The organism is Kitasatospora sp. NPDC041988, from assembly GCF_055588525.1.
The window spans coordinates 53,724-66,346 of record NZ_JBVJCO010000048.1 but is presented as its reverse complement, the minus strand read 5'-3'; the positions used below and the strand labels follow the sequence as shown (position 1 = coordinate 66,346).

Sequence of the window (12,623 nt, the reverse complement as noted above, 5' to 3'; positions counted from 1 at the left end):
ACCCCCCCACCCCACCACACCCCCCCCCCCCCCCCCCCCCCCCCCCCCCCCCCCCCCCCCCCCCCCCCCCCCCGCGACCGCGTTTATTGAATGGGGAGGCTAGCGGCGCTTCACTCGGAAGCGGCCTCGCCACCCTCCTCGCCCTCGACGACCGGGATGAGGGAGAGCTTGCCGCGCGGGTCGATCTCGGCGATCTCGACCTGGACCTTGGCGCCGACACCGAGGACGTCCTCGACGTTCTCGACGCGCTTGCCACCGGCCAGCTTGCGGATCTGCGAGATGTGCAGCAGGCCGTCCTTGCCCGGCATGAGCGAGACGAACGCGCCGAACGTCGTGGTCTTCACCACGGTGCCCAGGTAGCGCTCGCCGACCTCCGGCATGGTCGGGTTGGCGATCTGGTTGATCGTCGTACGGGCAGCCTCCGCCGAGGGACCGTCGACCGCACCGATGTAGATGGTGCCGTCGTCCTCGATGGTGATGTCCGCGCCGGTGTCCTCCTGGATCTGGTTGATCATCTTGCCCTTGGGGCCGATGACCTCACCGATCTTGTCCACCGGGATCTTGATGGTGATGATGCGCGGCGCGTTCGGCGACATCTCGTCGGGCGCGTCGATGGCCTCGTTCATCACGTCGAGGATGTGCAGACGGGCGTCCTTGGCCTGCTTCAGCGCGGCGGCCAGCACCGACGCCGGGATGCCGTTGAGCTTGGTGTCCAGCTGCAGCGCGGTGATGAAGTTGCGGGTACCGGCGACCTTGAAGTCCATGTCGCCGTACGCGTCCTCGGCACCCAGGATGTCGGTCAGCGCGACGTAGTGGGTCTCGCCGTCGATCTCCTGCGAGATCAGGCCCATGGCGATACCGGCGACGGCGGCCTTCAGCGGCACACCGGCGTTCAGCAGCGACATGGTGGAGGCGCAGACCGAGCCCATCGAGGTGGAGCCGTTGGAGCTCAGCGCCTCGGAGACCTGGCGGATCGCGTAGGGGAACTCCTCGCGGGTCGGCAGCACGGGCAGGATCGCCCGCTCGGCCAGCGCGCCGTGGCCGATCTCGCGGCGCTTGGGCGAGCCCACGCGGCCGGTCTCGCCGACCGAGTACGGCGGGAAGTTGTAGTTGTGCATGTAGCGGCGACGCGTCTCCGGGGAGAGCGTGTCGAGCTGCTGCTCCATGCGCAGCATGTTCAGCGTGGTGACACCCAGGATCTGGGTCTCGCCGCGCTCGAACAGGGCCGAGCCGTGGACGCGCGGGATGGCCTCGACCTCGGCGGCCAGGGTGCGGATGTCGGTGACACCGCGGCCGTCGATGCGGACCTTGTCCTTGATGACGCGCTCGCGCACGACCTTCTTGGTCAGCGCGTTGTACGCGGCGCTGATCTCCTTCTCGCGACCCTCGAACTCCGGCAGGAGCTTCTCGGCGGCGATCGCCTTGACGCGGTCCAGCTCGTTGTTGCGCTCCTGCTTGCCCGGGATGGTGAGGGCCTGGGCCAGCTCGTCCTTGACGGCGGCGGTGAGCGCGGCGAGCACGTCGTCCTGGTAGTCCAGGAAGACCGGGAACTCACCGGTCGGCTTGGCGGCCTGGGCGGCCAGGTTCGACTGGGCGGCGCAGAGCACCTTGATGAACGGCTTGGCGGCGTCCAGACCGGCGGCGACGACGTCCTCGGTCGGGGCCTCGGCGCCGTCGGCGACCAGCTTGATGGTCTTGGTGGTGGCCTCGGCCTCGACCATCATGATCGCGACATCGCCGTCCGGCAGCGCGCGGCCGGCGACGACCATGTCGAAGACGGCGTCCTCGAGCTCGCTGTGGGTCGGGAAGGCCACCCACTGGCCCTTGATCAGCGCGACGCGGACGCCGCCGATCGGGCCGGAGAACGGCAGGCCCGCCAGCTGGGTGGAGGCGGAGGCGGCGTTGATGGCCACCACGTCGTACAGGTGGTCCGGGTTGAGCGCCATCACGGTGACGACGACCTGGATCTCGTTGCGCAGGCCCTTGACGAAGGACGGGCGCAGCGGGCGGTCGATCAGGCGGCAGGTGAGGATCGCGTCCTCGGAGGGCCGGCCCTCGCGACGGAAGAACGAGCCGGGGATACGGCCCGCGGCGTACATCCGCTCCTCGACGTCCACGGTCAGCGGGAAGAAGTCGAAGTGCTCCTTCGGCTGCTTGGACGCGCTGGTGGCCGACAGCACCATGGTGTCGTCGTCCAGGTAGGCCACGGCGGAGCCGGCGGCCTGACGGGCCAGACGGCCGGTCTCGAAGCGGATGGTACGGGTGCCGAAGGAACCGTTGTCGATAACGGCCTCGGCGTAGAACACGTTCTCTTCCACCTGGAAGATCTCCTCTTTCGTACGTCTCCGGGAGAGCGTCCCCGCGCATCGCCTGCCGGTGGCCCGGGGCCCTCTTTCACAGAGGAAGGCAGTCCGGGCCGGTCTTCGATCGAAGCCTCCGGTGGGCCCCGCTCGGTCTGCGGGGCTTCCGGCGGCCACTACCGAGGACCGGCGCCTCTCGGCTGCCAGGCCTGGACGGGCGGTCCGCGTCTGGACGCTCTCTCGGATGCGGGCGGCTTCCGTTTGAAGCCTTCGTCCCGCGGGGGTTGGGGTCTTTCCGCCTGGGTGGCGCGGTGTCGCGCCATCACCCGGCATGCCCACAACCCTACGGTGCAATCCTCGGGCACCTGGGGAGGTGCGCGCGAGTTGTTATGCGCGGTTGTTATGTCCGGCGTGGTGTCCGGGGCGCCGCGGGGCACCGGCCGCGGCATACGCGCGAGGGGCGGCTCCCCGGTGTGGGGAGCCGCCCCGAGCGGCGGTCTTAGCGGGCGCCACCGGCGGCACCGCGGCGGATGCCCAGGCGGTCGACGAGCGTACGGAAGCGCTCGATGTCCTTCTTGGCCAGGTACTGCAGCAGGCGGCGACGCTGGCCGACCAGGATCAGCAGGCCACGACGCGAGTGGTGGTCGTGCTTGTGGGCCTTCAGGTGCTCGGTCAGGTCCGAGATACGGCGGGAGAGCATGGCCACCTGGACCTCGGGGGAGCCGGTGTCGCCCTCCTTCTGGCCGAACTCGGCGATGATCTGCTTCTTGACGTCAGAGGCGAGAGCCACTGCAACTCCTTCGAGGTGATACCGAGCGGTCCTGGTCTACGGCACAGGACTCTGTGAGAACTCGGTGTCGTCTGCGAGCGCGGCCGGCGGTCTGCGACCCGCGTGGGGCGGACACACTGGTGCACTCGAAAGGCAAGCGTACCAGTGCCGCCCGTCCGGCCTGCCGCCGGGCCGTCGGACCGGGTCAGCCGGTGATGCCGCCGCGTACCAGGCTGTAGATGTCGAGCACGCCGAGTGCCAGCGGGACGAGGGCGATCAGGGTGAGGCTGTCGACCAGGTCCAGGATGCGCCCCCAGAACGGGGAGACCCCGAGCCGCGGCACGACCAGGGCGATCGCGGTGAGGATCGCGGCGCCGAACGCGATCGAGGCGGCCAGCCAGATGGTGCGCAGGTCGACCTCGGTCGCGTTGGCGGCCTTCAGGATGAACAGCGGGGTGTGCAGCGAGAGGCCGACGATCAGCAGCGACAGGCCGAGCAGGCCGGCGATGGTGAGGCTGAAGACCTGCGCGGTGTAGCGGAACAGCCGGGCGCGCAGCATGGTGGCGATGCCCAGGGTCAGCGCGAGCAGCTCGGGGAAGAGCTCGTCGGTGAAGCCGAGCACGGCACAGGCCCCGACGATCACCGCGGCGCAGCCGCCGACCAGGCCGACCAGCACCTCGTGGCCACGCCGGGCCTGGTGGGCGATCCGCTCGTACTGGACGGCCTCGGCGCGGCCGGCCTCCTCGTCGTAGTCGCGGCTGCGGGTCCGGGCCTGGCCGGGGGCGCTGAAGCCGACGGGCAGCCGGGCGAAGCGGGCCGAGAGGCCGGGCAGGAAGCCGATCACGGCGGTGGCGGCGACGCCGGTGACGGCGGCGATGTGGCCGGCCGGGGTACCGGGCAGCAGCACGGCGGCGAAGGTGGCGAGCGCGCCGGCGGCGGCCATGAAGGCGGCGGCGACGAACAGCGAGTCCTTCTCGGGCAGCAGGCCCACCAGCAGCACGGCGACGACCAGGGCGGCGACGCAGCCGGTGAGGAACTGGAGCCGGCCCGGGCCGTCCCACGCGTGGGCGGGGGCGATGATGCCGCTGCCGCCGATCAGGGCGTGCGGCAGCGCGCCGAGGCCGAGCGCGAGGGCGGCCCAGGCGTCCTGGTAGACCCGGGCGCGGACGCCGGCCAGGGCCGTCAGCAGGACGGCGGTGACGCCGGAGAGGATGCCGGGCAGGCCGTGCATGTCGTGGCGCAGGTCGGAGAACCAGAGCGCGAAGCCGAGCAGGGTGAGCAGCACGCCGGCGCCGATCAGGCCGAAGGCCCGCATCAGTTCGGGGCTCCAGAACCGGCGGTCGGCCTCGACGGCGCTGGCGATGGCGTCGGCCACGTCGTCGTAGACGGCCGGCGGCAGCGACTCGGCGAAGGGACGCAGGCTCAGCAGGTCGCCGTCGCGGACCTGCTGGGCGGCGAGCGGCAACCCGCTGTCGAGCACGGTGCCGTCGCGGCGGACGAGGTGGAAGCCGGTCGGGGCACCGTCCGGCTGGGTCTGCCCGGACAGGCGCAGCACCTCGGGATAGACGTCCGCGAGCGGAACGTCCTCGGGCAGGGCGACGTCGATCCGGCTGTCCGGGGCGACGACGGTGACCCGGCAGAAACCGGTCGTGGCGGAGGTACTCATGCCCCTACCTCGCTGACACCCATCACTCGACGCACTGGGCGCTCCCCCTTGTAGACGGTGCCGCTCTGCCGGCGGCGATCGGTCTGGCTGCTGCGCGGCGCCGGCCGGGTGGAACTGGCTCGATCCGGCCATGAGTTGGCGCGGCGTTACCCTACCCGCTCCGTTCGTGGTCGCCGGCGCGCAGGGGTGAGGAGGTGGTGCAGGTACGGGCCGCGAGGGTGCCGCGGGCCCGGGCTGAGCTGCCGGACGGGCGCCCAGTAGGATCGGCCCCTGCGCAAGGCGACGGGGGAAGGGGCCGCGTTCCTCCCCGGGTGCCTGCGGTCGGCGGAGCGGGGGCGGCGTCACACGGGGCGCCCTCACCCGTACGTATCCAGTTGCGTGAGGGCTGATGCCGAAGTGATTGAGCGAGCCGTTCGAGGCCGTGGGGTGTGGTGCGCACATGAGTGAGCGGAGCATGGGGGTCCCCCCGGCCGGAGGCTGGGGGAGAGTCGTCGGAAGGTGCGCGTCTCGCGAAGCGACCGCCGGGCGCATTGAGGTGGGCGCATGAGTGTGATCACGGTCAAGCGACCCGCGCGGGCCTATCCGCCGGCGGTGCCGGACGAGCCGGTCGAGTTGGTCACCCCGCCCGAGCTGCCGAGGTCCGGCGGCGAGGACTGGATGATGAGCCTCCTGCCGATGCTCGGCATGGGCGGCTCCGCGGTGTTCTTCTTCTCGCCCGGCGCGCAGGCCCCGATGAAGATCATGGGTGGCCTGATGATCGTCTCGACGGTCGGCATGGCACTGGCCCAGATCGTGCGGGCGCGCAAGGGCGGTTCGACCGCCACCGCCGACGAGCGCCGCGACTACCTGAAGTACCTGCAGCAGATGCGCCGCCAGGTGCGCCGGACCGCCGAGCGCCAGCGCGGCGCGCAGCTGTTCCTCAACCCGGAGCCGGACCAGCTCTGGTCGATCGTCGCGGACGGCCGCCGGCTGTGGGAACGCCGCACCGGGGACGCCGACTTCGCGCAGATCCGGGTCGGCCGCGGGCCGGTGCAGCTGTCGACGCCGCTGGTGGCGCCGCAGACGGCGCCCATGGAGGAGCTGGAGCCGCTCTCCGCGGCGGCGATGCACACCTTCCTCAAGGCCCACGGCACCCTGCAGGACCTGCCGTTGGCGGTCTCGCTGCGCGCCTTCTACCACATCACGGTGTGCGGGGACCCGGACACCGTGTACGGCAACGTGCGGGCGATGATCGCCCAGTTGACGACGCTGCACTCGCCGGACGACCTGCTGGTGACGGTGGCCGCGGCGCCCGGGGCGGCGGAGGAGTGGGAGTGGACCAAGTGGCTCCCGCACAACCAGCACCGCAAGGAGAGCGACGGCGCGGGTTCGCGCCGCCTGATCGCGACCGGCCTCGGTGAGCTGGAGTTCCTGCTCCAGGACGAACTGGCGGGCCGCCAGCGGTTCGTGCGGGACGCGACGCCGTCCTCGGACCAGCCGCACATCATCGTCGTCATGGACGGCGCGTCGGTGCCGCACGACTCGATGCTGGCCGGCGCGGAGGGTGTCCAGGGGGTGACCATCGTCGAGGTGGTCCCGGGCGACCTCGACGAGCCGACCGGCCACCTGATCGTGACGGTGACGCCGGATGAGCTGGTGCTCCGCTCGGCGTCGGGCGCGACCTACTCCGGCAAGCCGGACACCCTCTCCACCTGGCAGTCCGAGGCGCTGGCCCGGCAGTTGGCGCCGTACCGGGCCTCGGCCGGCGGTGACGACGAGCCGCTGCTGTCCAACCTGGACTTCACCGACCTGATGAACTCGGGCGACCCGGGCTCCTTCGAGGTGTCGCGCAGCTGGCGGACGCGGGCGCAGCACGAGAAGCTGCGGGTGCCGATCGGGGTCGGGGCCGGCGGTGAGCACGTCTACCTCGACATCAAGGAAGCCGCGCTGGAGGGCATGGGCCCGCACGGCCTGTGCGTCGGCGCGACCGGCTCCGGCAAGTCGGAGCTGCTGCGCACCCTGGTGCTGGGCCTGGCGATGACGCACTCCTCGGAGACGCTGAACTTCGTCCTGGCGGACTTCAAGGGTGGTGCGACCTTCTCCGGCATGGCGGACATGCCGCACACCTCCGCGGTGATCACCAACCTGGAGGGCGAGCTCACCCTGGTCGACCGCATGCGCGACGCGATCGACGGTGAGATGGTCCGCCGCCAGGAGCTGCTGCACCGGTCGGGCAACTACGCCAACGTGAACGAGTACGAGCGGGCCCGCGCGGCGGGTGCGGCACTGGACCCGCTGCCGTCGCTGGTGCTGATCATCGACGAGTTCTCCGAGCTGCTGACCGCGAAGCCGGACTTCATCGACATGTTCATCCAGATCGGCCGGATCGGCCGTTCGCTGGGTGTGCACCTGCTGCTGGCCTCGCAGCGCCTGGAGGAGGGCAAGCTGCGCGGTCTGGACACCTACCTCTCGTACCGGATCGGTCTGCGCACCTTCTCGGCGGCCGAGTCGCGGGCGGCGATCGGTGTGCCGGACGCGTACCACCTGCCGCCGGTGCCGGGTGTCGGCTACCTGAAGTTCGGCACCGACGTGATGGAGCGGTTCAAGGCCGCGTACGTCTCGGGCCCGTACCGCGCGCCCGGGCAGCAGCGGTCGACCGGCGGGCGGCTGCTGACGGCGCAGCCCGTGCTGTTCTCGGCGGCCGAGGTACCGGTGGTGGAGCCGGAGGTCCAGGAGGTGGAGCCGGAGGTCGAGGAGCTGGACGACGCGCTGGTCGACACCGTGCTGGACGTCTTCGTGCAGCGGATGGCGGGCCAGGGCCCGGCCGCGCACCAGGTGTGGCTGCCGCCGCTGGACGAGCCGCCGAGCATGGACGAGCTGATGCTGCCGTTGCAGGCGACGGCGGAGCGCGGGCTGACCTCGCCCGGGTCCGGCAGCCTGGGCCGGCTGAAGGTGCCGGTCGGCATCGTGGACCGGCCGCGCGAGCAGAAGCGCGACGTGCTGGAGCACGACTACTCGGGTGCGGGCGGCCACGGTCTGGTGGTGGGCGGTCCGCTGTCGGGCAAGTCGACGATGATCCGCACCACGGTGGCCGCGTTCGCGCTCACCCACACCCCGCTGGAGGCGCAGTTCTACCTGCTGGACTTCGGCGGTGGCGGTTTCCAGTCGCTCCAGGACCTGCCGCACGTCGGCGGGGTGGCCGGGCGGCTGGACGCCGAGAAGGTGCGCCGGATGATCAGCGAGGTGCACGGGGTGCTGAACCGGCGCGAGGAGCTGTTCCGGCAGACCGGGATCGACACGATCGCGACGTACCGGGCCCGTCGGGCGGCCGGCCAGCTGCCGGACGAGCAGTTCGGCGACGTCTTCCTGGTCGTCGACGGCTGGAACACCTTCAAGCAGGAGTTCGAGATGCTGGAGGGCGTGATCGGGGACATCGCCCAGCGCGGCCTCGGCTACGGCGTCCACCTGATCATCACGGCGGCCCGGTACGCGGAGGTCCGCCCGGCCCTGAAGGACCTCTTGCAGAACCGGACCGAGCTGAAGCTCGGTGACTCGATGGAGTCCGAGGTGGACCGCCGGGTGGCGCAGAACGTGCCGTCCACTCCGGGGCGCGGTATCACGGCGGAGCGGCTGCACTTCCTGACGGGCCTGCCGCGGCTGGACGGCTCCCGCTCGGCGGACGACCTGCAGCAGGGCGTGGCCGGGCTGGTGGCGGCGGTCAACGCGGCCTGGACGGGCCCGCGCGCCCCGCAGGTCCGGATGCTGCCGACGGTGCTGGACGGGTTCGCGCTGCCGAAGGGCTTCGAGCACCCGGAGCGCGGGGTCGCGTTCGGCGTGGACGAGCTGGAGCTGGCGCCGGCGTTCGTCAACTTCGAGACCGACCCGCTGTTCATCGTCTTCGGTGACACCGAGTCCGGTAAGTCGGCGCTGCTGCGGCTGCTGATCAAGCAGATCACCGAGCGGTACACCCCGGACCAGGCCGGCATCGTGGTCGGCGACTACCGGCGCGCGCTGCTCGGCGCGGTGCCCCAGGAGTACCTGGTGGAGTACGCGGCCGCGCAGCCGACCATGACCAGCATCGTGGAGATGCTGCGCGGGGCCTGCTCGCGCCGTCTGCCGGGCCCGGACGTGACCGCCGAGCAGCTGCGCAACCGCAGCTGGTACAGCGGCAAGGACATGTTCGTGATCGTGGACGACTACGAGCTGGTGGCGACGAGTTCGGGCAACCCGCTGTCGCCGCTGGCCGAGTTCCTGCCGTTCGCCCGGGACATCGGCCTGCGTGTGATCATCGCGCGCAGCGCGGGTGGCGCGGGGCGTTCGCTGTACGAGCCGGTGATGCAGCGGATGCGCGAGCTGGGCGGCCAGGGCGTGATCCTGTCCGGCAACAAGGACGAGGGCGCGCTGCTCGGGACGGTCAAGCCGCAGCCGCTGCCGCCGGGCCGCGGGGTGTTCGTCTCGCGCCGGGTGACCAGCGGGCAGATGGTCCAGACGGGCTGGCTGCCGTCGGCATAGTATGCGCGGCCGCCGTCGGCGGTGGTCACGGAAAGTGATCGAGGGGTCGGGTTCCCAGGAGCCCGACCCCTTTCGCATCCCAGGTGCTGAAACGTTACCTAGATCTTTCCGGCCTGCCGCTGCGGTTCCCGCACCCTGCCGGACGGGGGCCGGACGGCGAAGGGCCGCCTGGCGAGTCACCCTCACACCCAGCAGTAGCCTTTGAATGAGAGCGCGCAACGCTCCGTTCACCTTGGATTCAAGTGCGATCCGGGCAAGGTAACAAGTCGGACATACGTGATAATGACCGCGCGTGATCATTGGATCGCATGTTTATGCCTTCCATCGCAACGGATTCCGAAGCAATTCCGGCATTGACGCGATCAATACGCCCAAGGTTCCATGGCGGCCCGGGAGCGTCAGGACCAAGACCCAGAGCAGCCAGCCAGCGGAGGCGATACCGCTCCCTCTCCAGGACCGCTCAGAGCCGATCGGAAGCCACATGACCGACACGCTTCGCCCGCCACACGCCGTAGCCCCCGCTGCGGCCGCCGAGGGCGCCGCCTCCCCCCAGACGCTCAAGCGCTCGATCGGCGTCGTGGGCGGCACCTTGCTCACGCTGTCCTGCGTCACCCCGGCCTCCACGCTCTTCGTGATCGTCCCGGAGCTGTTCTCCAGCATCGGCAGCGCCACCGCGCTGGCCATCGCCATCGGCTCGGTGCTCTGTATCGCCGTCGCCTTCTGTTACTCCGAGCTCGGCACCCTGATCCCCAGCGCCGGCGGCGAGTACGCGATGGTCGGCACCCTGGCCGGACGACTGGCCGGCTGGCTGGTCTTCGTACTCTCGCTGATCGTGGTCATGATCGTCCCCTCGGTGATCGCCCTCGGCACCGCCGACTACCTCGCACCGGTGATGCACGTCGACAAGCCGATCGCGGGCGCCGCGGTCATGCTCGCCGCCACCCTGGCCGGTCTGCTGGACCTGCGGGCCAACGCCTGGATCACCGGCATCTTCCTGGTGCTGGAGGTCATAGCCGCCGGTGTCGTCTCGGTGCTCGGCTTCGCCCACGCCAACGGCAACGCGCCGAGCATGCTGCACGGCGTGGTCGCCGGTGACGGCGGCGCCGCCACCACGGTGAGCATCGGCGCCATCGTCGGCGCGCTCGGCATCGCGCTCTTCATCACCCAGGGCTTCTCCACCGCGGTCTACCTCTCCGAGGAGCTGGAGAACCCGCGCCGCAACGTCTCGCGCACCGTGCTCTGGACGCTGGCCATCTCCGCCGCCGTCATCCTGATCCCGGTCGCCGCCATCACCATGGGCGCCCCCGACCTGGAGACGCTGACCTCCGGCGACATCTCCGGCATGGTCACCGCCTGGAGCAACTCCGCCGTCGGCACCTTCATCAGCCTCTGCGTCGCGCTGGCCATCATCAACGCCGGCATCGTCATGGTCATCCAGAACTCGCGGGTGCTGTTCGCCTCCGCCCGTGACAAGGCCTGGCCGGAGCCGGTCAACAAGGCCTTCTCCACCCTGGGCCGGTTCGGCTCCCCCTGGGTCGCCACCCTGGCCGTGGGCCTGCCCGGCGCCGCGCTCTGCTTCGTCAAGGGCGAGCTGCTGAGCGAGATCACCGGCGTCGCCGTCACCGGGATGTACCTGCTGGTCGCGATCGCCGCGCTGCTCTCGCGCCGCAACCACCACAAGCACGCCGCCGCCTGGCGGATGCCGCTCTGGCCGGCCGTCCCGGCCGTCCTGATCGTCGTGCTGGTCTACGTCATCACCCAGCTGGACACCGTGCCGCTGCTCTGGACCGGCGGCATCACCGCCGTCGCCACCCTCTACTGGCTGTTCTACCTGCGCCCCCGGCAGGACACCCGCTGGGTGATCACCCTCCCCGAGGACCAGCAGGCCTGAGAACGGCCCGGCAGGACCCCCACCCCTCCCCCACACGGCAGTGCCCCGGGCTCCCCCAGGCCCGGGGCACTGCCGTTCTCCGTGGGCGGCGTGAGCAGTCAGGCGGAAAAGTCTCCGGTTCAGTTCGAGGGGCGGCGGCGGTGATCGCGCAGCACGATGCCGCCACCGACGAGGAGCGCGACGAGCAGGCCGCCGATGCCCAGCACGTAGGTCGCGGTGCGCCCGTCACGGTCGGCCTGGGTCTCGCCGAGACCGACCGGCTGCGGCACGATCGGGGCGGCGGCCAGCTCGACCGGCGGGTCCTCCTTGGGGTCCTCCGGCGGCGCCTCGGGTGCCTTGGTGACGGCCTTGACCGGGTCGACCACACCCCAGCCGACGTACTCGTTGGCCTTGCGGTCGGTGCGCTGCGCGGTCTGCTCGATCCAGGCGCGGACCTGCCGCGCCTTCCACTTGGGGTGGGCGCCGACCAGCAGCGCCGCCAGACCGGAGACGTAGGGCGCGGCGAAGCTGGTGCCGTTGTCCACGCACTGGCCCCCGTGGGGAACGGTGGAGAGCATGTCGACGCCGGGCGCCGCGACGTCCACGAAGTCGCCGTACTGGGAGAACGGGGCGCGCTCGTTGTTGCGGTCGGAGGCGCCGACGGCGAGCACGGTGGGGAAGGCCGCCGGGTAGGTGTCGCCCTTCTGCCCGTCGTTGCCGCTGGAGGCGACCACCACGATGTCCTTGGCCTCGGCGGCGTCGATCGCGGCCTTCAGCTCCGGGTAGCCGGCGAAGGCGGTGTTGCCGGCTCCGCGCACGTCCTGGGAGATGTTGATGACCTTGGCGCCCTGCTGGACCGCCTGGCTGATCGCGGCGGCCAGGGTGTGGACGTCCCCGCTGCCCTCCGCGTCGTTCTGGCGGATCGACAGGATGCGGGCGCTCGGGGCGAGCCCGACGAAGCCGGTCACCTCGCTGCGGGCGGCGGCGGCGACGATGCCGGCCACCTTGGTGCCGTGGCCGACCGGGTCGACCTTGCCCCCGCCCTCGGGCTTCTGCCCGTCCTTCTCCTTCAGCAGCGAGCCACCGTCGACGACCTTGTCGGCGAGCTGCGGGTTGGTGTCGTCCACCCCGGTGTCGATGACGGCGACGGTCACGCCCGCGCCGGTGGTCCGGCCGCCCTGCCAGAGCTCGTCGAGCACCATGCGCTGGAGCGACCACGGGACGGCCATCACGTTCTGGGCGGACTTGGAGCAGTCACCGGCGGCGGCGATGGCGGGGCCGTCCGCGTACGCCGGGGCGGCCAGCGGGCCGCCGAGCACCGCGAGCGCCGCCGCCGTCGCGGCCGCCTTCCGGTACCTGACTACGGACACCCTGCCACCCCTCATGTCTTCCACCCCGTGGTTGCGCGTCAGGGGCGGGGGGGGGGGGGGGGGGGCACCCGCCCCCCCCGGGGGCCCCCCCCCCCCCCTGAGGGGGGTTCAACCCCGTCCAGGCCCGAGAGTTCTGTTTTTTTTTTTTGTTTTTCTC

At 71.2% G+C, this 12,623-nt stretch carries 6 protein-coding genes; 2 read left to right on the top strand and 4 right to left on the bottom strand.

Annotated elements, in window-relative coordinates; all coding sequences use genetic code 11:
- Positions 1–110: 110 nt before the first annotated feature.
- The 3 genes from ACZ6NC_RS34045 to eccD form a co-directional block, all read right to left on the bottom strand.
- A complete protein-coding gene (locus tag ACZ6NC_RS34045; RefSeq protein WP_465737726.1) occupies positions 111–2,318 on the bottom strand; it encodes a polyribonucleotide nucleotidyltransferase in 2,208 nt (735 codons plus the stop codon).
- A 481-nt stretch (positions 2,319–2,799) separates the two neighbouring features.
- Positions 2,800–3,090: a 30S ribosomal protein S15 gene (gene rpsO, locus ACZ6NC_RS34040; protein WP_148645116.1), complete on the bottom strand. Its 291-nt coding sequence runs from the start codon at positions 3,088–3,090 to the stop codon at positions 2,800–2,802.
- Between the two features lie 184 nt (positions 3,091–3,274).
- Complete coding sequence (eccD, locus tag ACZ6NC_RS34035) at positions 3,275–4,735, bottom strand: type VII secretion integral membrane protein EccD (protein WP_465737725.1); 1,461 nt, start codon at positions 4,733–4,735, stop codon at positions 3,275–3,277.
- A gap of 543 nt (positions 4,736–5,278) precedes the next feature.
- Between eccD and eccCa the strand changes: the two genes are divergently transcribed.
- On the top strand, positions 5,279–9,226 hold the full coding sequence (gene eccCa, locus ACZ6NC_RS34030; protein ID WP_465737724.1) for a type VII secretion protein EccCa: 3,948 nt from the start codon (positions 5,279–5,281) through the stop codon (positions 9,224–9,226).
- Between the two features lie 481 nt (positions 9,227–9,707).
- On the top strand, positions 9,708–11,117 hold the full coding sequence (locus ACZ6NC_RS34025) for an APC family permease (protein ID WP_465737723.1): 1,410 nt from the start codon (positions 9,708–9,710) through the stop codon (positions 11,115–11,117).
- A 119-nt stretch (positions 11,118–11,236) separates the two neighbouring features.
- Here ACZ6NC_RS34025 and mycP read toward each other — a convergent pair whose 3' ends face one another.
- Positions 11,237–12,466 carry a type VII secretion-associated serine protease mycosin gene (gene mycP, locus ACZ6NC_RS34020; RefSeq protein ID WP_465737722.1) on the bottom strand — a complete coding sequence of 410 codons (1,230 nt, stop codon included), beginning with the start codon at positions 12,464–12,466 and terminating at the stop codon, positions 11,237–11,239.
- Between the last annotated feature and the right edge of the window lie 157 nt (positions 12,467–12,623).

What these genes read in the sequence shown, in the direction of transcription:
- eccCa (WP_465737724.1), top strand. Translation starts at nt 5,279, where the DNA reads ATGAGTGTGATCACGGTCAAGCGACCCGCGCGGGCCTATCCGCCGGCG.
- ACZ6NC_RS34025 (WP_465737723.1), top strand. Translation starts at nt 9,708, where the DNA reads ATGACCGACACGCTTCGCCCGCCACACGCCGTAGCCCCCGCTGCGGCC.
- eccD (WP_465737725.1), bottom strand. Translation starts at nt 4,735, where the DNA reads ATGAGTACCTCCGCCACGACCGGTTTCTGCCGGGTCACCGTCGTCGCC.